General features: G+C 32.6%; 20 protein-coding genes and 1 pseudogene. 14 read left to right on the top strand and 7 right to left on the bottom strand.

The window, feature by feature from the left end:
- Window positions 1-102 precede the first annotated feature (102 nt).
- Window positions 103-1,770, top strand: a complete 1,668-nt coding sequence (locus JEP36_RS15740) for a recombinase family protein (RefSeq protein WP_159287541.1) — start codon at window positions 103-105, stop codon at window positions 1,768-1,770.
- Complete coding sequence (locus JEP36_RS15735) at window positions 1,767-2,408, top strand: recombinase family protein (protein ID WP_159287540.1); 642 nt, start codon at window positions 1,767-1,769, stop codon at window positions 2,406-2,408. The genes JEP36_RS15740 and JEP36_RS15735 overlap by 4 nt, the downstream gene beginning before the upstream one ends.
- Window positions 2,409-2,417: 9 nt before the next feature.
- Here the strand turns inward: JEP36_RS15735 and JEP36_RS15730 are convergent, their stop codons facing one another.
- Window positions 2,418-3,083 carry a hypothetical protein gene (locus JEP36_RS15730; RefSeq protein WP_198630448.1) on the bottom strand — a complete coding sequence of 222 codons (666 nt, stop codon included), beginning with the start codon at window positions 3,081-3,083 and terminating at the stop codon, window positions 2,418-2,420.
- Window positions 3,084-3,100: 17 nt separating this feature from the next.
- On the bottom strand, window positions 3,101-3,301 hold the full coding sequence (locus JEP36_RS15725) for a hypothetical protein (RefSeq protein WP_159287538.1): 201 nt from the start codon (window positions 3,299-3,301) through the stop codon (window positions 3,101-3,103).
- Window positions 3,302-3,484: 183 nt separating this feature from the next.
- Here JEP36_RS15725 and JEP36_RS15720 point away from each other — a divergent pair, with 183 nt between their 5' ends.
- The 4 genes from JEP36_RS15720 to JEP36_RS15705 all read left to right on the top strand — a co-directional run bounded on the left by JEP36_RS15720 (window position 3,485) and on the right by JEP36_RS15705 (window position 7,856).
- Window positions 3,485-3,787: a helix-turn-helix domain-containing protein gene (locus tag JEP36_RS15720; RefSeq protein ID WP_159287537.1), complete on the top strand. Its 303-nt coding sequence runs from the start codon at window positions 3,485-3,487 to the stop codon at window positions 3,785-3,787.
- Between the two features lie 187 nt (window positions 3,788-3,974).
- A complete protein-coding gene (locus JEP36_RS15715; RefSeq protein ID WP_171455276.1) occupies window positions 3,975-5,186 on the top strand; it encodes a DUF4297 family anti-phage-associated protein in 1,212 nt (403 codons plus the stop codon).
- Window positions 5,183-6,946 (top strand): anti-phage-associated helicase HerA, encoded by a 1,764-nt coding sequence (gene herA, locus JEP36_RS15710; RefSeq protein WP_159287534.1) that lies wholly within the window; start codon window positions 5,183-5,185, stop codon window positions 6,944-6,946. Before JEP36_RS15715 ends, herA begins: the two co-directional genes overlap by 4 nt.
- Before the next feature lie 385 nt (window positions 6,947-7,331).
- Complete coding sequence (locus JEP36_RS15705; protein ID WP_159287533.1) at window positions 7,332-7,856, top strand: hypothetical protein; 525 nt, start codon at window positions 7,332-7,334, stop codon at window positions 7,854-7,856.
- Between the two features lie 81 nt (window positions 7,857-7,937).
- Here JEP36_RS15705 and JEP36_RS17885 read toward each other — a convergent pair whose 3' ends face one another.
- The 5 genes and pseudogenes from JEP36_RS17885 to rhlE all read right to left on the bottom strand — a co-directional run bounded on the left by JEP36_RS17885 (window position 7,938) and on the right by rhlE (window position 14,048).
- Window positions 7,938-9,380 carry a primase-helicase family protein gene (locus JEP36_RS17885; RefSeq protein ID WP_159287532.1) on the bottom strand — a complete coding sequence of 481 codons (1,443 nt, stop codon included), beginning with the start codon at window positions 9,378-9,380 and terminating at the stop codon, window positions 7,938-7,940.
- Between the two features lie 268 nt (window positions 9,381-9,648).
- The gene (gene dusC / locus JEP36_RS15695; protein WP_171455275.1) at window positions 9,649-10,581 is read right to left on the bottom strand and encodes a tRNA dihydrouridine(16) synthase DusC; all 933 of its coding nucleotides are present in this window, start codon (window positions 10,579-10,581) and stop codon (window positions 9,649-9,651) included.
- A 33-nt stretch (window positions 10,582-10,614) separates the two neighbouring features.
- Window positions 10,615-12,231, bottom strand: coding sequence for a TIGR04141 family sporadically distributed protein (locus JEP36_RS15690; protein WP_198630447.1), 1,617 nt, complete (start codon window positions 12,229-12,231; stop codon window positions 10,615-10,617).
- 98 nt (window positions 12,232-12,329) lie between these two features.
- Window positions 12,330-12,623: pseudogene (locus JEP36_RS15685) on the bottom strand (tRNA-dihydrouridine synthase); the annotation flags it as partial.
- A 9-nt stretch (window positions 12,624-12,632) separates the two neighbouring features.
- A complete protein-coding gene (gene rhlE / locus JEP36_RS15680) occupies window positions 12,633-14,048 on the bottom strand; it encodes an ATP-dependent RNA helicase RhlE (RefSeq protein ID WP_196534301.1) in 1,416 nt (471 codons plus the stop codon).
- A gap of 373 nt (window positions 14,049-14,421) precedes the next feature.
- On the opposite strand from rhlE, the gene cecR reads away from it, so the two are divergent.
- The 8 genes from cecR to JEP36_RS15640 all read left to right on the top strand — a co-directional run bounded on the left by cecR (window position 14,422) and on the right by JEP36_RS15640 (window position 21,265).
- On the top strand, window positions 14,422-15,120 hold the full coding sequence (gene cecR, locus JEP36_RS15675) for a transcriptional regulator CecR (protein WP_198620444.1): 699 nt from the start codon (window positions 14,422-14,424) through the stop codon (window positions 15,118-15,120).
- A gap of 11 nt (window positions 15,121-15,131) precedes the next feature.
- Entirely contained in the window at window positions 15,132-16,118 is a 987-nt protein-coding gene (gene hlyD / locus JEP36_RS15670) for a secretion protein HlyD (RefSeq protein WP_198626138.1), read from the top strand.
- 13 nt (window positions 16,119-16,131) lie between these two features.
- A complete protein-coding gene (locus JEP36_RS15665) occupies window positions 16,132-17,901 on the top strand; it encodes an ATP-binding cassette domain-containing protein (protein WP_196564399.1) in 1,770 nt (589 codons plus the stop codon).
- On the top strand, window positions 17,894-19,045 hold the full coding sequence (locus JEP36_RS15660) for an ABC transporter permease (RefSeq protein WP_109373988.1): 1,152 nt from the start codon (window positions 17,894-17,896) through the stop codon (window positions 19,043-19,045). The genes JEP36_RS15665 and JEP36_RS15660 overlap by 8 nt, the downstream gene beginning before the upstream one ends.
- Window positions 19,046-19,058: 13 nt before the next feature.
- Window positions 19,059-20,168 carry an ABC transporter permease gene (locus JEP36_RS15655; protein WP_198620442.1) on the top strand — a complete coding sequence of 370 codons (1,110 nt, stop codon included), beginning with the start codon at window positions 19,059-19,061 and terminating at the stop codon, window positions 20,166-20,168.
- A gap of 65 nt (window positions 20,169-20,233) precedes the next feature.
- A complete protein-coding gene (locus JEP36_RS15650) occupies window positions 20,234-20,443 on the top strand; it encodes an AAA family ATPase (protein ID WP_198630446.1) in 210 nt (69 codons plus the stop codon).
- A complete protein-coding gene (locus JEP36_RS15645) occupies window positions 20,430-20,741 on the top strand; it encodes a hypothetical protein (protein ID WP_198630445.1) in 312 nt (103 codons plus the stop codon). The genes JEP36_RS15650 and JEP36_RS15645 overlap by 14 nt, the downstream gene beginning before the upstream one ends.
- A gap of 83 nt (window positions 20,742-20,824) precedes the next feature.
- Window positions 20,825-21,265, top strand: coding sequence for a glyoxalase (locus tag JEP36_RS15640; protein ID WP_198630444.1), 441 nt, complete (start codon window positions 20,825-20,827; stop codon window positions 21,263-21,265).
- Window positions 21,266-21,352 lie beyond the last annotated feature (87 nt).

Below are 21,352 nucleotides of genomic sequence, written 5' to 3'. Positions count from 1 at the left end.
AAAATACTGAGTATTTTAAGAATAAAAATTAATGAGTACAAAAAAAACTGGATTAATGTACATATTTTAGAGTTTAAGATAGTATACCTATAAGGAGATTATATGCTTTGTTACTCTTATGTCAGATTTAGTACCCCCGAACAAGCCAGAGGTGATAGTCACCGACGCCAGATGGAATTTGCCAAAAATTACTGCAAGCTAAATAATCTAACATTAGTAGAAGACCTCAGCTTTAACGATTTTGGCGTTAGTGCTTATAAAGGTGATAATCTAAAAAATGGCGCTCTGGGTAAATTTCTTGAGCTGGTTCATTCTGAATATATACCAAATGGCAGTACATTAATTATTGAAAGCTTCGATCGTTTATCACGTCAAACTGCAATTAAAGCACAAGCAATTTTCTCAGAAATCATCAGCGCTGGTATCACTATTGTAACAGCAATGGATAATAGGTCTTATAATTTAAAATCAGTCACTGAAAACCCATTTGATCTTATGTACAGCCTTATGATAATGATCAGAGCAAATGAGGAAAGCGAAACAAAAAGTAAAAGAGTTAAAGAGGCTATAAAAGCAAATATCCGGAATAAGAAAATAGTCTCAAGCAAACTTCCATATTGGATTAAACATAACAAGGAAAAAGATATATTAGAGTTAATTCCTGAAAGAGTTGAAGTAATTTTATATATAATAGAAAAGTATCTATCGGGACTAGGAATAAGTAAATTAACCCAGCATTTAAATGATAATATTAAACCTTTTGCTGGAAAAAACTGGTATCCAGCATATTTGCAGAAATTACTTCGATCTCCATCATTATATGGAGAGAGACAATATAATATAGATAATACTTTACATATAATGGATAATTATTATCCAGCAATTATAAATAAATCAAAATTTGCCGTAATACAAGAAAACTTAAATTTAAGAGCGCCAACAAGAGGCGGGAAAATATCATCAGCTATAACAGGAATACGAAAAGCGTACTGTGGTTATTGTTATGGAGTATTGGTATCTCAATCAACAAGAAGAAATGGAAAGATAGTCGATGGATTAAGAAGAGTACGATGTAATTCTAACCATAATGGAACACATTGTATTACAAGCACATTTAGAGCCTCTATTGTTGAACATGCAATAGCTGAATATTGTAGTCAGCACATTGATTTATCATTTTTAGAACCAACATCCAATGCTTCTAAATTAAAACTATCTGAATATAAATTAGAATTACACGAATTAAATAAAAAAATCAATAACTACGTAAAGTTTATATCTGAAGGTCATGTTAGTCCGGCTATTATAGTCTCATTAAATGAGGCTGAAAATAGAAAAAAAGAAATCGAATACAATATAAACAAGTTAGATTTAGATATTTTATCTGATAATAAAGAAGAATTAATAAAAAAATGGAGAGAAATAAAAACAAACCTAGAATCATATAATGAAGAAAATATTCTAAAACTGAGAGAACTAATTAGAATATCAGTAAAAACTATATATGTATTTCAATATGGAGTATGGGGAAAAGAAAGTTCAATAATACTTCCATCTGGGGAAAGCATTCCAATTGAAAAAGGAGATTTCACTATACAAATTACATTTAAGAGTGGAGTAAGAAAAACTTTAGTATTAGGAGATAAGATTGACGATATGGAAGTAATACCTCAAAATAGAACAATAAAAAAAAATGGAAAAACTTATACTTCAGAAGAATATACTAAAATGCTCGAAGATAAAATAAAAATAGAGTACGAACAAAAATGACTATTTATGCTTATACTAGAGTATCAAAAGCTGATAATGAGATAGGAACTACAGATAATCAAATTTCTATAATAGAAGCACAATTAAAATTTGATAAAACATATTCAGATATTAATATTTCAGGTTCTACTCCATTCATTAAAAGACCTGAAGCAAAAAAAATGGTCTCAATATTAAAATCAGGTGATGTTATTGTCATTGCAAAGTTAGATAGAGGTTTCAGAGATACAGCAGATTGTTTAAATACTATAAAATGGTTAAAAGGAAAAAATGTAACATTAAAAGTATTAGATATAGCTTTAGATGTTTCAACACCAATAGGAGAGATGATTTTAACAATAATGGCATCCGTTGCAACCTTTGAAAGAAAACGTATTGCAGAAAGAATAAAAGACGGATTCAATAATGGTAAACTTAAAGGAAAAAAATATGGATATAAAAATGATAAAATTAAAGATGCCATATCTAAAAAATCAATAGAAAGAAAAAATATAGCTGAAATGCGTTACAAAAAAATAAAGAATATATTAGAAGATAAGATATCCAATAATGCATCTGAACGTATTATGCTTGAATACTTATCTTCTATGAAAATTAATATTTCAAGAACAACTCTTAGAAAAATATTGGCTCGTTAATCAATATAATTAATAACTCTTATTGATCAACAGATCACAGGTTGCTTTCATCCTTGGATCAGAAAATTGTCTCTCTAATCTATCTGATGTCGCATTCCAAAGTCCATTATATATATTATTTTTCAGCCTATTATATTCTGATAAATGATTATTTTTAATTGCATCTTTTTTCCAAATATTCATTAAATCAATCATCATTAGTTCTGTACATTTCAATATATAATTAGTTTTATCTAGGTCTTTATATTTTGTTGAGTATGAAAAACCATTAACTACGATAGAATCTGAATAAAAATCAGATAATTTTAGTTTATCACTATTCCTATTAGATGATTGATTATTTATTTTCAATTTTTCTGGATTATATTCTGATAAAAATTTAATTCTTTCTGAATATAAAACAGTCAATTCATCAACTGTAGTTGCTTTATTTCTAACATTACTGAGCCATACCTTTTGTAATTCTATTAATCTATTATCTTTTTTTTCCTTATATAAATATGCCATGCTAGAATCTAAATTACTCAAAACCTCTGTTTTACAGATCATTTCTTCTATAGTTGTTTGAGCTTTACTACAATTAAAACTAGCAGAATAAGTATTAAAGCTTAATGTAAGAAAAGAGACTAGTATTAATTGTTTAAGTGCCTTTGTTCTATAATTCTTTATGGACATATGATATTAATCCTTATTTAAATATCCAATCTAAAATAAAGTCCAAAAATTCTATTATATCCAAAATGGATAAAGCCAATATCTAATCCAGTAGGTCTTAATAAAGATATTATAAATCCAACTATAATCAAAAAACCGAAAATAGCACAGGCATTTTTGTACCACAATAAAGGATCAAATATTACCTTATCATCTTTTTTTTCTTTACTATCATTCATAATAACTACTTCCTCTTCAATTTTTATCGTTGTCTACCGAGTAACACCAGTTACTCGGTAGACAACACACAACTGATACAATATCACTAGTCTTACCTCACAATACAATACTAAGTAATCCTTAGTAAAAAGTATACCAAAAACTAAGAAAATCTTAGTCAAAAGCATTTGACTGAGGTTTATATGATCACGAAAAGACTAAAAGAGGCTCGATTAATGGCAGGCCTATCACAAGAAAAACTAGGAATTTTGGCTGGTATTGATGAGGCTTCAGCTAGCGCACGCATGAATCAGTATGAAAAAGGCAAGCATACACCAGATTTCAACACAGTAATGAAACTCGCGAAAGTACTTAATATACCTGTACCATTCTTTTATACCGATGATAGCCAACTAGCTGAGATAATAATCACATATTCACTATTAACTGAAAATAATAAAAAAGAACTAATTAATAAAATTAAAAACTTAATCAATGAAAAATAATCACATCAAGCAATATTAAATATTAATTTTATTTAATACTTGGAATAAAATATAGATAAAAATGCATTTAGATAATTCCTATGACTTTTATAAGAGCAATTCATAGCATATACTACATGTAAAATAATTATTATGAATTGATGTAGCTAGATTTTTCTTATTAATAAATTTTTAGGATTAAGCTAAAATGTCTAATAGAGAAGCAACAGATACCATTACTGGATATTTTTATCAATTTGATAAAGTCATTTTAGAATTATTACAACAAGAAGATATAAATACATCTATTTGTATTGAAGGAATAGAAGATCTGGATATAGTATTGAATGGTAAAACTGACGCTATTCAATGTAAATATTATGCCAAGACAGAATATAATCACTCTGTAATAAAGAAACCTATTCAGTTAATGTTAAAACATTATTCTAACAATAAAACAAAAAATATTAAATATCAACTATATGGTTACTTTAAATCAGGACAAAATAAACTATCAGAAGTTTCAATCGATAATCTTAAAAAAAATTTCTTAACCTATAAAAAAAATGAAACCAACAAAAAAACAACACATTATATCCATGAGGAACTTAAATTAACAGATGATGATTTGATTTTATTCCTAAAAAAATTAACTATTGATATATATGCACCATCATTTGAAGACCAATATAAAAAAATAATTGATTTAATAATTAAAGAATTAGGTGTGACATTCTTAGAAGCGGATTTATATCATTATAATTCCGCATTAAAAACAATTAAAAATTTAGCACAAGAACAAAATAAAAAAGATAGGTATATTACAAAAAAAATATTCCTGAATAAAATAAAAGCAAAGGATGAGATATTTCACTCTTGGTTTATAAAAAGAAAAGGTAGAGAAAATTATATAAAATCCGTTAAAAAACAATATTTATCCAATGGTTTAAATATGGAACCATTTAATCGATTTTTCTTATTAGATTGTAATAATAGTGTAGACTTAGTACAGATTAAACATATTATATTAAGTATATCTAATAAATGGTCTAAAGTTTCTAATAGAGAAAGCAAAAAATATTGCCCATCAATTTATATTCATGGATTAACGATCAATAAAATAATAGAATTAAAAAATATTATATATAAAGAGAATAACATTTTTATTGACCCTTACCCATTTTATGGTTCAACTATCTCATTAAACCATTTTTATACAATACCAACAAAAGAAAACAAAATAAAATTTAGATACATTAATACATTAGAAGAATTAAAAGAATTAATTGATACATATTCAGGTCCTACTATTGAAATATACCAATTTTATTTAAATAAAACCTATTTTCATAATGATACGCATAAACATGTTCAGATAAAAATTGAAGATCTTACCTATATACAGGATTTAATAAAATGACTGAGAACTTAAATGCAGAAGTGATATCTGTATACCCTGACAAAGTAAAAGTATCTATTGATGATTTAGAATCATTTCGATTGGCAGAAGAACATTTAAAAGTGGGGTCTTATCTTAGAATTGCAGATAGTGATGATGTTGTATTAATTGCTGTTATTGATAGTTTTTCAATTGAAGTTAAAGAAAATGGAAATAGAAAATATATAATTGAATCAAGCCCACTAGGAGTAATTAAAGACCATATTTTCTATAGAGGTGGCGATTCTATTGCAATTCCACCCAAAAAAGTTGAGCCTGCGAAAATTAGTGAGATTGAAAGTATTTACAAACATGGATTGAAAAATAAAGAAGCGTTTACCTTTTCAAGATTATCTCATAATGGAGGGGTTTCTGTTCCTGTTGATGGTGATAAGTTTTTCAATAAACATATAGGTATTGTAGGATCCACTGGTTCAGGTAAATCACATACTGTAGCGACTATACTACAAAAAGCCATTTCTGAAAAATCTACTACTTATAGTGGCATGAATAACTCACACATAATAATATTTGATATACATGGAGAATATTCGTCAGCATTTCCTTTAGCTCATAAATTGAATGTAGATGATATTGTTTTGCCTTATTGGCTACTTAATAGTGAAGAACTTGAGGAGCTATTTCTAGATACTGGTGATAATAATAATTATAATCAATCTTCTGTACTAAGAAATGTCATTACACAAAATAAAAAAAAGCACAATCCGAATGTGAATAAAGTGTTTTATGATAGTCCATTAAAGTTCGATATAGAAGAGGTATTAAATTGTCTAATTAACCTTAAAAATGAAACAGTAAACTCTAAAGCCGTAGATCGTTACATGATTGCTGATGAAGAAGGAGACTCACTAGATAGTACAACAACTGAGATATCAGGATTATATCTATCGTATGAAGATAAACTTAGTAAATATTTTGAAAAGACATATAGCTTTAGACATTGTAAAAATAGTCACGTAACAAAAGGAATATATGCTGATGGTACATTAGATAAATTTGTATCTAGATTTATATCAAAATACAAACAAGATCGATTAAAATTTTTATTTAGTAAAGAACTAAAAGATATATCTTTTGAAGACACAATTAAACAGTTTATCGGCTATAAAGAAAAAAAAGAATCCAATGTAACTATTATAGATTTAAGTGGAATTCCATTTGAAGTGTTAAGTATAACAGTATCATTAATATCAAGAATATTATTTGACTTCGGATATTATCATAAAAAAAGTATTAATAATGAAAATAATAAGAAACATGACATTCCGATCTTACTTGTACTTGAGGAAGCTCATAAATATGTTCCAAAAAGTGAATTAGCTAGATTTAAAGCATCAAAAAACTCTATAGAAAGAATTGCCAAAGAAGGACGAAAGTATGGTGTAACTTTACTGCTTGCGAGCCAACGTCCATCTGAAATATCAGAAACTATATTTTCACAATGTAGCAATTTTATTGCTATGAGATTAACTAACCCTGATGACCAGAATTATATAAGACGAATATTACCTGATACATTTGGTAATTTGACATCAAATTTATCATCTCTACAAACTGGGGAAGCATTATTAATGGGTGATGCAACAATTCTACCATCACTAGTTAAAATAGATATCACATCTCAACCACCTTCATCTTCTGATATACCATATTTAAAAATTTGGAAAAATAAGTGGGAGTTATTAGATTTTAAAACACTCATGGAAAACTGGCGTTCTTGATAAGAATTATTTTCTTGGTATAAGTTTTGGTATAAAAAGTTCATTTTTTAGTTATAAAAATGAACTTTTTTGGTATAAGTTAATAACTAATTAGTTGTTTTTATTATATAAAAAGACCTTCTATATATTAGTTAGAATTCAGGATGTACCACTTGGATATCCTGAATTATTTTTGTAATTCGTTCCTCATAACAAAAATGCGAGCTTGCTCGCCGCACGAAGTGCGTCAATCAATCTCTCATCGTGGCAGTATCTGCCCTCGTTATTTCTTATTAAAATAGTGGCTAGCGCCACTGGGCTGAAGCCCATACCTATTTTATATCCAGTATAAATATTAATATCTAATATCTAATATCTAATATCTAATATCTAATAAGGCTTTTTTATGCTAATTAAAAAAAATCCAAGTTCCAATCCTGAAATTAAAATTAATTATAATCTAAATAAATTTTATGTTGAAGCTAGAAATACTGAAACTAGAACACATCAAAAGAAAATTGAAATAGTTTATGCTAAAGCTTATAATGAAATACCCTCTATTTATAGAAAATCCATAGATTTTAATTCTCAACAAAAAATAATAAAAAAAATGCAAATAATTTCACCAATTTTTTGGATAATAGTTATAAGTAAATATAAAAATGCAATCATTGCTATAGGTGAAAATTATGCTGCTATATCTTGGTTAAAAACATCAAGATCAAGACAATTAATTTTTTCCAAAATTAAAAGAGCAAACAAATTTGAATTTTCAGTATCTTTTAAAAATGGACGCTTAAACATACCTAAAATATCGTCTGATAAGAAGGAAATCATTAACTCCGCTATTACAAATCTAATTAAAAATTTTGGTTATACTGAAGTATATAACCAAGCTACAACACTATTTGATACTTATCAGAAAAATTAGTTTTTTTAAATATTAATATTAATATTTAAAGCTACAGTATATTAATAGTTAGTAGGAGTAATATAGAATACTCTTACTACTTTATATAACAAAAACATCCCCTAAGTCATTTGGCACTGACTCCAAGTGTTCATTTAACGAGCACCACTCAATATCAAATCCCATTATTTCTTCAAATTTTAATCTCATTGTGTTCATTATGTTTTCTTCAAAAGGAATAATAACCTCATATGTACTCCCTTCTAATGTTCTTTTCCTTTTTTTCTTAAGCCCTAACTTAGTTAATAATTTACCTAATGCTATATCATTGATTAGTTCTTTTTTTACACCATAAATTTGTGATAAATTTAGTGCTTGCTTATAAATCATAGTCCAATTTTTATTCTGAATAAAAATCTCATTAAATGAATTTTCATCATTTAATATATGAAATATGATTTGTTCAGAACCACTAAATGAATACATTTTTGCATTATTTAGCTCATTTGTTTTCGGTGCTATTCTTGGATTAAAGTTATTAATATTTAAGTTTTTTAAATAGCCAAATAATTTATTTGTACCACCATTTCTTTCCCATAAATAATATTCATCAAATTCTTTGTAAGTTAATTTATTACTTTCGGGAACATCAATATATAAATATCTTCTTTCATCCTTTTCGAAGCGAATAATATTTTCCCTGTTAGAAGCCATAACAATTCGTATATAATTATCTACAAAATAAGTGTCAAAACCTTTTCTTTCTATTCGTAATTTATCTTCTGTAATCAATCCTTTTAAAGTATCGGTAGCTTGATTTGTACCAGCAAATGCCTCATCAAAGAAAACCATAAGCTTATTTTCTAATACTGAATTAAAATTACTGCTAATGTCTTTGCTATTTGTTGAATGCATATAATGAACACCAAAAATTGATGAGAATGGCTTCATTAATGATCCTTTTCCATAACCTTGTCCCGACCTCATCACGATAGCAACACCTGGCTTTTCTTCTGGTTTTTGTATGGCATGGGCAAACCAATTAATTAAATAATCCATTTTATTTTTATCGTAATTACAAATTATTTCTACTAATTTAAGCCAAGGTTGTACATCATTTTTTACTCCAAATTCTGGTTCTATCCCGAATCCTTGATAAATATTAAAAACTTCATTATTAATACTTAACGGAAGTTTTTTAGGATCAAACTCTATACCGTTTAATGCAGTTCTTTTTCTCTGTGATCCTAACCAAATTTTGGTATATGGCCTTATGTATTGTCCTTTTTCTGTCGTAATAACGCCATTTATATGAGAATAAAGCCGTTCAAAATCTTTTTGAGGATGATATTCTATCTCTTTTTGATTATTTTTATTAAAAACTCTTAATATTACACTTTTTCCACTTAATGATATTGTTACTGATTGATGTATATTTTTGATGTGGCATTCCAGAGATTCGATATTTTTCTCTGATTGTTCTTCAATCATTATAGGGTGAATAGAATTATCAAGTATAATATTAATATCTTTAGTTTTAACCACTATTAAAAAACCCTCATTTACTTGTAATTATCTTGCCAAAGATAATGCCATCATTACAAAAGTTAAATATTATTAATGATTTATTTTTAGCAGAACTGCCACTGAAATTTATTAATAATTAAACATTGAAGCAATCTATGGAAATGTGGAATATTTCATTAGAATCAAAAAAAATATTATAAAACAACAAAATAACAACTCCATAGATATATGATTTGATAAGAAAAATCATAGGAAAGCATTGCATCTATGGAATTAAATTTATATTTCATAACGATTGTATAGTCTTAGCTATTTCTTTTGATGTTTGTAATTGTCTTATTTCTACAAATAAGCTTGTGGCCTCATCATATTCTTTTCGTAAATAACCCAGCCATTGTTTAATTCGTGCAACATGATACATACCTGTATCACCTTTTTTTTCTAATTGTACATACTTCTGTAATAATTTAACTACATCTAACCAAGCCATTCTAGGTTCATTATATTTTACTACTCTACTAAGGTTTGGGATATTTAAAGCTCCTCTTCCTAGCATGACAGCATCACAACCCGTAGCTTCTAAACATCTTTGAGCACTTTCGTAATCCCAAATTTCGCCGTTAGCAATAACGGGAATAGAGAGCCGTTGACGAAGCTCTCCAATAGCTTGCCAGTTAATTTTTTCAGAGCGATAGCCATCTTCTTTTGTACGCCCATGAACCGTAATTTCTGTTGCACCACCTTGCTCAACAGCATCGGCTATTTCAAATTTTTGTACGCTAGAATCCCATCCTAAGCGTATCTTTACTGTTACGGGTAGGTGTGCAGGTACTGCATCACGTATTGCTTTAGTCGCTTTATATATTAGCTCTGGAGATTTAAGCAATGTCGCACCACCACCACTTCCATTCACCATTTTTGAAGGACATCCACAATTTAAATCGATGCCATACGATCCTAGCTCTATGGCTCTAACTGCATTTTCTGCTAACCAATCAGGATGTTGTCCAAGTAACTGAACTCGAACTAAAGTGCCTGATGGTGTATAACTCTGATTATATAATTCAGGACACAATCGATAAAAAGATTTTACTGGAAGTAATTTGTCTACTACGCGTAAAAATTCCGTAATACATAAGTCATAATCATTTACTTCGCTTAAAAGTTCTCTAACTAAAGAGTCAAGGACTCCTTCCATTGGAGCTAGTAACACGCGCATATAAATTCTCGCAAACTACCACATTAATATAGATTAATTTTCATTTAATCTTTCTTTACCTACACCACAAATTGTAACAGTAAAACCTCTTTGAGTTAAATTATCATATGCTTTACATAAGTTAATTTTACTGAAAAATGGTAATTTACCTTTAACAACATTATTTTCATCACCTAAAATCAAATAAACAACCTCATAGTTTCTTGAGTTAAAATTATCTAGCGGAACTACATCAGAAAGATTATTAGATACCCTTCGTAATACTTCTCGTGATTTTTTCCTAAACTCTCTATCTGATAACATAGCCTCAGCAGATACATATCCTTGAGCAAATAAATGACTTAATCCAGCTGAGCCACCTTTTTTATGCTTTACATGAATAAATTTTTTATCATTTGTTAATAAATCACATAATTCTATTGCTGTTGTTGAAATACGACTTTTGATAGTTTTTTTATCTAATAAATAGTAGGGATAATTTTCTGATACACGTGTATTGTAATCACCTTCTGTTTCTATTTTTAATTCTGAGCCTTCAAGATATTCATTAACTTTTGGAAATTCTAAACCAGATATACTTATTCTATCAAGAGAACGATTTAAATCTTCCATGAAGTCACCATTAACAGCATACCATTCCCCAGAAAACAATACATTAACTTGATTATTTTCACTTATTTCACAGCATAAGCTTTTATACAATGAATAACTTGTACTATCACCATTCTGATCAAAAACAAAAACCTTATGTTTCTTGAGAATTTCAATTGTAAAATCATCATCTAAATTTGGAATATAATTAGCTATATCTAATATTGGTTTTTTATTATTTTTACTTTTGGTAAAACTGAAACCTGAGATATTATCCCATGAAATAACTTCAGGTATAGTAACTGAAATATTATCTATTTGGTGATTGGACAGTAAAGATCTTAATTTTTCATCTAATATGGACTTAAGCTCATCATCTTTTATCCTTTTAATATTATCCACCCATGAAAATTGTAACTTATATGAGTCATTTGCATAATAATCAAGTAATTTATTTGAAATATCATTTAACTCATTAAAATTCAGTTCTATATTGAAAGAATATATTGAATCTCCCCCCGTTATTAACTTAAATCCAACATCATCTTTAGGCACACCTGTTACAGACCGCAAAATATCCCTAGATATATCAACTCCAAACATATCCATAGATGAATTTTCTGTAGCTTGTGTTTTTTTCTGTATTGGTGCTCGTTCTATACTAAATAAATCAATACTTTTTAAACTATCGTGCTCTAAGGTATTTAAAGCTGTCTTTATACCAAAATCAGATATAAATAAATCTTGATCAAGCAAAAACCGTCCATAACCAAACGTATAAGCCAATACTCTATTAGATGTTTCTACTAATAATGCAGCTGAACTAGATTTATTGATTAAGTAATCAAGACTATCATTAATTCCTAGTTCTAAAAAATCTTTCCATATTGGTGATTTTTCTTCAGGAGCTTTTACAAACAAACGGCCAGTGATACTACAATCGTCTTTTAGATCATATACTGTACAGCTTGGCTCATTTATAAAGTGGTCTAAATCTTCATACTCTATATCTTCCTTTGCAAGAAAGGCATTTAATCTCATATATGCTTTTTTTTCCATAATAGACCTCTATTATTAGTGTGAAATTTAAGCATATATGTATAAAATTATTTAATCAATTTATTAAGTAATATATGTTTACCCTACATAAACTTTGCACAACCGCAGTTTAAATCAACGCCCCAAGAGCCTAAAGAAACAGCTCTAAAAGCATTTTCAGCCAACCACTGTGGATGTTGTCCTAATAATTGCACTCGCACCAGAGTTCCACTTTTAGTACGGCTTTCTGTCTGCAATTCAGGGCATAAGCGATAAAACGCTTTCGTTGGCAGTAATGAGTCTACAACTCGTACAAACTCTGTAATACAGAGATCGTAATCGTTAATCGAAGTGAGTAATTCTCTCACAAGGGGGTCTAAAACCCCCTCCATTGGCGCTAATAGAACTCGCACTTTTTAACCTCAAAACTCTTTTCTAGCTTTTGACCAAGGGCTTTGATTATCACTACCTTCATCACTTTTACGTGAACGGCGAGGCCCTAATTTTCCGGTACGAGAGCCATCTTTATTACGGTAGTTTTCTTTGCTTTTATTACGTCCAGACTCTTTACCTTCGCTATCGCCCTCTTTACGACTATTGTTGCGATTATCTTTACCGCGAATATCTGCACGACCACCACTTCTACGCGGTGCATTATTCTTTGGTTTTTTATGTAAAGGAGCCGCTTTAATTGAAGGATCAGGATCGTAACCTTCTAATGCTAAACGTGGAATTTCGCGTTTTAATAGACGTTCAATATCAGCTAATAAACCATGTTCATCAACACAAACAAGCGAAATAGCCTTACCCGTTGCAGCAGCACGACCCGTTCTACCAATACGGTGAACATAATCTTCTGCCACTTGCGGTAATTCAAAATTGACCACATAAGGCAGTTGGTCGATATCAAGACCTCGAGCCGCAATATCTGTTGCTACTAACGCTTTTAATTTGCCGTCTTTAAAGTCAGCTAAAGCACGCGTTCTCGCACCTTGGCTTTTATTGCCATGAATAGCAGCTGATTTAATACCATCGGCATTTAAATGTTCAGCAAGCTTATTCGCCCCGTGTTTAGTACGTGTAAAAATAAGCACTTGTGGCCAATTTTCTAAGCCAATTAAGTGTGATAACAACTCTGTTTTACGTTTTTTATCCACTAAATGAACATATTGATCAACAGATTCAGCAGCCGAGTTTTTTGGCGCAACTGAAATACTCACAGGGTTATTTAATAGTGAATTAGCAAGCCCCGTGATCTCTTTAGAGAACGTCGCTGAAAACAGTAAGTTTTGACGTTTTTTCGGTAATTTATTGATCACACGGCGAATATCGTGGATAAAACCCATGTCTAACATACGATCAGCTTCATCAAGCACTAAAACTTCAACGCGAGAAAGGTCAACCGCATTTTGATGTTCAAGATCGAGTAAACGTCCAGGAGTTGCAATCAGTACATCAACACCACCACGTAACTTCATCATTTGTGGATTAATGCTCACACCACCAAAAACGACTAACGAGCGAATAGGAATATAACGGCTATACGCTTTTACGTTTTCAGCAATTTGAGCCGCAAGCTCGCGCGTTGGTGTCAAAATCAGCGCTTTAACTGGTTGACGACCTTTTGTTTTTACTGCTGATTGAGATAACTTTTCCAGTATTGGTAATGTAAAAGCTGCTGTTTTACCTGTGCCTGTTTGCGCACTCGCTAATACGTCTTTACCCGCCAAAATCGGCTCAATCGCCTGCTGTTGAATAGGGGTTGGGGTTTTATACCCTTGTTCATCAATAGCGCGGAGAAGCGCCTCACTTAAACCAAGCGATGTAAAATCGGTCAAAACAGTAGTCTCCTACAACCAGAACGTATAACACGGTGATTGAAATTAAAAATGACGGGCTTTCATACTGTCAATCTATAGGCATTATTACTCTATAGGTACTATCATTTCTAGGTATAGACAGTGATGAAAGAGAATGAATCTTGTTAGGTTAACCTAATAACACCTATTCTAACAGTTTTTGCTATATTCAGAATACAAAAATAATTTTCAATAATAGATTACACTTTTTTTATTACACATCAGCTTTATTCGATTATTTATCACAAATTTTCCCTATTGTTCAATATCATCTAATATAATACGCCTTGTTATCGCTGTTTTTAATATCATTGGTTTTGTTACATTTTACTTAAGTAAGGTATCTTCTATCATGTCAGACATCCACCAGAAGACAACGCGCGGTGAACTAGCAAAACGACAATTATTGGAAGCGGCATGTGAGATCTTTGGTAAAAATGGGCCAGATGCCGCCACAACACGCCAAATTGCACAAGCTGCTCAACAAAATATTGCCGCTATCGCTTATTATTTTGGTTCCAAAGAAGGGCTATATCTCGCCGTTGCACAACATATTGCTGATCTTATTCGCCTTGATTTTGAACCGACCGTGGTCATTCTTGACGAATTTCTTGAACGGCCTAACCCAGTAGAACACCTCCCATTACTGCAAACGCTTATTACAGATAGTTTTTTACAATATGCTCGTCTTGTGCTTGATAAAGAAAATATTCATCTTAGTCGCATTATGGCAAGGGAACAGCTTGTCCCTACCGAAGCGTATTCTCTTATCCACCAGCAAGCGTTATCGCCACTTTTAAGGCGAGTAAACAAGTTATTAGCTATTTATATCGGTTTAGATGAAACACTTCCTGCAACAATGCTACATACTCACGCTATATTAGGAGAAGTGTTATCATTTCGCTTAGTAAGGGAAACCATTCTAAGACAAACGGGATGGGATAGAATTGGTAAGAATGAGTATCAGATTATCTCCAACACGTTAAAAACTCATATTACTTTATTACTCAATGGATTAAGAGAGATTTACACTAACACTCATCACGCATAAATAGAGTTATTATGAAAACTAAAAAAATCAGTTTCTTTATCATCTTAATGATTATTATCAGTATTGTTGCAGGTATCTATTATTACGAAGAAAACAAAGAGTCTGAATTAGTACTCTATGGCAATGTCGATATCCGTACAGTCAATCTTAGTTTTCGTGTTGCTGGAAAATTAGATACATTGCATGTTGATGAGGGTGCGCCCGTTGAAAAAGGACAATTATTAGGTCAGCTCGACGATGCACCTTATCGTAATGCGCTTAACAAAGCATATGGCGAACGAGATAGTGCTATCGCCGCATTAGCCTTAATGGAAGCGGGATATCGCACTGAAGAAATCGCGCAAGCTCAATCTGATGTGTCATTAAAGCAAGCCGCTTGGCAATACGCAGAAAACTTTTATAAACGTCAGCAAGATCTTGCTAACCGAAAAGTCATCTCAGCCAATGATTTAGATAGCGCAAGAAATAATCGCAATCAAGCGGCGGCTGCCTTAAAAGCGGCACAAGATAAGCTCAATCAGTATCAAAATGGTTATCGAAAAGAAGACATTGATGCGGCGAAAGGACAAGTTATGCAAGCTAAAGCCGCTGTTGCACAAGCTGAATTAAACCTCCAAGACACGCAACTAATCTCTCCATCACAAGGTACTGTGCTAACTCGAGCGGTGGAACCCGGTACAATATTATCGGCTGGAAGCCCTGTATTTACGGTGTCATTAACTAACCCTGTTTGGGTCAGAGCTTATATCAGTGAAACTCACTTAAGCGAAGCTGTTCCTAATCGAGAAGTTTATCTATACACCGATGGACGTAGAGATAAACCTTATCACGGTACGATTGGATTTGTTTCACCAACAGCCGAATTTACCCCAAAAAGTGTTGAAACACCGGAGTTAAGAACCGATTTAGTGTATCGCCTCAGAGTAGTTGTGACGGATGCTGATGACGCATTACGCCAAGGTATGCCTGTCACCTTAAAATTTGCTTCCTCTCATTAAGTGTGGGGGAAAAATGGGACTCGCTGATTACACTATCGAACTTCTCGGTGTTGAAAAACACTTTACAGGACTGGAAAGCCCCGCTGTTTCGTCATTAACAGCCACCATTACAGGTGGCTCTGTGACGGGTTTAGTTGGCCCTGATGGCGCAGGCAAAACAACCTTAATTCGTATGCTTGCAGGCTTATTAAAGCCTGATGCTGGTGATATTCGTATTTTAGGAATGGATCCGCAAAAACAGAGTGTCGATGTCAGAGCTATTCTTGGCTATATGCCACAAAAATTTGGTCTGTATGAAGATTTAACAGTATTAGAAAACCTCAATCTTTATGCCGATTTAAAAAATGTCGTGGGTGAAGAGCGTAAAAAAGTTTATCAACAACTACTGACATTTACTGATCTCACTCGCTTTACATCTCGCCTTGCAGGTAATCTGTCTGGAGGCATGAAACAAAAGCTTGGGCTGGCTTGTACTTTATTAGGTAGTCCTAAAGTTCTGCTTCTTGACGAGCCAGGCGTGGGTGTCGATCCCATTGCACGCCGTGAGCTTTGGCAAATGGTGCATGCTTTGGCCAGCGATGGCATGTTGATACTATGGAGCACCTCTTATCTTGATGAAGCAGAGCAATGTAAAAACATTCTCTTACTTAACAAAGGAGAGCTACTTTATAGTGGTATTCCTCAAGATTTAACAGCAAAAATGGCAGGTCGCTCTTTTCTACTTAATGTTGAAGGTCATCAGCGTAGAAAAGTGTTACAACAGGCCATTATTCAACCTCAAGTTACGGATGGCGTTATTCAAGGGCAATCCGTTCGTTTGATCCTGAAAAAACAGAGTAATCAAACTGAATTACTAAGCGCTTTGGGTAAATCTGATACGAAGCTTATTCCTGCTACACCTCGCTTTGAAGATGCTTTTATAGATTTATTAGGAGGCGGTCCTTCTCATAAATCTGAATTAGCTGAAATTATGCCTCAGATCCCTCCCGCACCTAATGAAACCGTGATTGAAGCGCAACAGTTAACCAAAATGTTTGGTCAATTTGCAGCGACTGATCATGTCGATTTCCAAGTTAAACGTGGTGAAATTTTCGGTTTATTAGGCCCTAACGGTGCAGGTAAATCGACAACCTTTAAAATGATGTGTGGTTTATTAGTCCCCACCAGCGGTAAAGCCCTTGTGCTAGGTATGGACTTGAAAGAGAGCTCTGGAAAAGCGCGTCAACATTTAGGTTATATGGCACAAAAATTCTCACTTTATGGCAACCTTAAAGTGGGACAAAACTTGAAATTCTTCTCAGGTGTTTATGGCTTACATGGCAAACAACAACGCGATAAAATCAACGATATGATAACTGCCTTTGGTTTACAGCCGATGGTGAATCAAATCACTGAAACCTTACCTTTAGGTTATAAACAACGCCTTGCCCTTGCGTGCTCATTAATGCACGAGCCTGATATTCTCTTTTTAGATGAGCCTACATCAGGTGTTGACCCATTAACGCGAAGAGAGTTTTGGCTACATATTAATGGCATGGTGGATAAAGGAGTGACCGTGATGGTTACCACTCACTTTATGGATGAAGCAGAGTATTGCGATCGCATTGGTTTGGTTTATCGAGGCAAAATCATTGCAGCTGGCGAGCCTGATTCTCTGAAAAAAATGGTTGCCAGCAAAGATAATCCAACCCCTTCAATGGAAGATGCCTTTATTGGTTTAGTGCTGGATTACGATAAAAAACTTGAAAGTGAAAATGATAAAGGGAGCGAAAAACATGCATAATTCAGCTCAATCATCTCATGCCCGCTTTTCTTGGCGACGTTTATACGCACTGTGTTTAAAAGAAACAAAGCAAATTACTCGTGATCCCAGCAGTGCCCTAATTGCTATTGTTATCCCACTTACTTTGCTGTTTATTTTTGGATATGGCATTAATCTAGACTCAAGCAAATTAAATATTGGCATTTTAACTAATCAACAAAGCCAACCAGCACAAGAGCTTGTTTACACCTTCACGAATTCACCCTATATCAATGCAACTATTAGCGATAATCGACAATTATTAATCGATAAAATGCAGGCGGGGCAAATCCGCGGCATTGTGGTTATTCCTGTTAATTTTGCTGAATTACTTGCTCGCCAAGATACTAAAGCCCCCATTCAAGTGATCACCGATGGCAGTGAACCTAATACGGCAAACTTTGTACAAGCTTACACAAAAGGGGTTTGGCAAATTTGGTTACAACAACAAGCTATCAGTAAAGGTATTGATACGACGCCATTAATTGAAATCGAACCTCGCTATTGGTTTAACCCTGCGGCAATTAGTCAGCACTATATTATTCCAGGTGCCGTCACCATTATTATTACGGTAGTTGGGGCTATTCTTACCTCGTTAGTGATTGCTCGTGAATGGGAAAGAGGCACTATGGAAGCCTTACTTTCCACTCAAATTACACGTACTGAGCTTCTTCTCTCAAAACTTATTCCTTACCAAGTGTTAGGGAGTTTTGTCATGGTGCTATGTATGGTAGTCACTGTATTTGTGCTTGGTGTGCCCTATCGGGGATCATTGTGGATTTTAGGTGGCATTACGTCGCTCTTTTTAGCTACTGCTTTAGGTATGGGATTACTTATTTCCACACTAACGCGTAATCAATTTAATGCCGCGATGATTTCGTTAAACGCTGCATTTTTGCCTGCAATTATGTTATCAGGCTTTGTTTTTGAAATTGATAGCATGCCATTTTTTATTCAAGTAGTGACCTATTTTATTCCTGCGCGTTATTTTGTGAGTAGTTTGCAAACACTATTTTTAGCTGGCGATATTCCATTGATATTAATGTTAGATATGTGGTTGTTGATCGTTTCTGCCATATTCTTTATTGGCTTAACGGCGTTAGCAACACGACGTCGATTAGATTAAAGGGAGAGTATTTATGTTTTATCGTCTTCTCACCCTGATAATGAAAGAGTTACAGTCATTATTACAAGAGCCTCAAACTCGCATTATCTTAATAATGCCAGTTATCTTTCAAATGATCTTATTTCCATTTGCCGCAACATTAGATGTTACCAATGCCTCTATTGCCATTTTTGATGAAGATAATGGTAAACAATCTATTGAGTTAACCCAGCGTATCGCCAAAGCAAGTGCATTCTCTCAAACTCTTTTGCTTAAAAATGAACATGAAATAAAAGAGGCTATTGATAATCGTAAAGCGCTTTTATTAGTTCGTTTTCCACAGAATTTTAGCGCCGATTTAGAAAGCCATGTCCCTGTTAAATTACAAATAATCCTAGATGGTCGAAATTCTAATAGTGCGCAAATTGCCGCTAATTATGTACAGCAAATCGTACAAAACTATCAAACTGAATTAGCAGGCAATACACCTTCTTTACTGAATAAAACAGAACTTGTTGTTCGTAATTGGTATAACCCGAATTTAAATTACAAATGGTTTATTGTGCCCTCTTTAGTCGCATTAATTATTACCATTGGCGTCATGATTGTGACTTCACTTTCTGTTGCTAGAGAGCGCGAACAAGGCACGTTAGATCAACTGTTAGTTTCGCCTCTCTCAACATGGCAAATCTTTGTCGGTAAAGCCGTTCCAGCAATGGTCGTTGCTGCCATTCAAGGCACTATCGTGTTAATTATTGGTATATTTGGTTATCAAATTCCCTTTTCTGGCTCATTATTGCTGTTTTACTTTACCATGCTGATTTATGGCTTATCGCTGGTGGGTTTTGGTTTGCTAATATCCGCATTAAGCTCGACACAGCAACAGGCTTTTATTGGTGTCTTTGTGTTTATGATGCCCGCTGTTTTATTATCTGGCTATATTTCCCCCGTAGAAAACATGCCCGTTTGGCTACAACATGCCACATGGATAAACCCAATTCGCCATTTCACCGATATCACAAAACAGATTTACCTTAAAAATGCCGATATCACTGTTATATGGCACAGTTTATGGCCTTTATTGGTGATTGCTGTAGGAACAGGTAGCATTGCCTATTATCTTTTCCAAAGGAAGATAGCTTAAAATCTGTACTTTGATAACTAACTCTAATAGACTGATACCAAAGAAAAAATCAATAGGCGTGCAATATGCAAATCAGCAAACTACGACTTGAAAATTATGGTGTTTTTACTGATGCTGACATCACGTTAGCCACAAAAGATGGCAACGAGAATGGCTCAAATATTACTGTATTTATTGGTAATAATGGTTCAGGGAAAACCAGTATTTTAGATGCGATTGCAACAGGTTTAAGTTGGTTTGTAGCGAAGCTGGAAGATAAAAATGCGGAAGGGTAAATCTATTGATAAATCTAAGATTAATATTTCAGCGTTAGAATGCACAATTTCTTTTGAAAAAAAAGAGTTGGGAAAGAATAGTGGAGAAAGATACCCACTCAATGAAATATCATTAAAATTATCAAAAGTACGCAAACATGCAGAAAGTAATCTTATGAGTTCGTACATTACTGATAATATTAAATCTTTTACTTCATCATATCGTGAAATACTCACTAAAAATACAGAACAAGAAATAAACTTACCCATCACAGCTTACTATGGCGCAACTCGCCATACTTACACTAGCAAAACCTAATGATGATGGAAAACTAGAAAGCTTTTCACCTATTATTATTAATATATTGAAACAGTGGTTAACTTAACAATAAGGGGAATATTATGACTCCTGCTATTTCTGGTATAAACATTCTCTTTGTTGCCGGTTTTGGTTCTATTACTCGTAATAATGCACAAAGCCAGCTTTTTTATAAAGATGCGCTTAATTTGCCTTTAAAACCAATGGAAGATAATAGTGATTATTTATCAACATCAGAAGGTGAATTAAAAGGTGTTAAACATTTTGCACTGTGGCCTTTAGAGCAAGCCGCTATGTCTTGCTTTGGTAATGATGTTTGGCCAAATGATCTGCCGATACCACAATATTGGGTTGAATTTGAAGTAGAAGATATTAATACCGCCACTCAAACTTTAAAACAAAAAGGCTATCAACTGCTTGTTGATAATCGAATTGAACCTTGGGGACAAACTGTCACACGGTTATTAAGCCCTGAAGGAGCTTTAGTAGGTTTAACTATTACACCTTGGTTACGAGATAATTAAACTTCATTCTATTTCAATTATGTGCGACAGAAAAATTCTCTTAATAAATGCACAAAAAAATCCCACAACTTATAAAAGTTATGGGAT

It is taken from the genome of Proteus sp. PR00208 (assembly GCF_016238545.1).
Taxonomy (GTDB): domain Bacteria; phylum Pseudomonadota; class Gammaproteobacteria; order Enterobacterales; family Enterobacteriaceae; genus Proteus.
The sequence above is the reverse complement of the archived record's forward strand: the minus strand, read 5'-3'. Positions and strand labels throughout refer to the sequence as shown.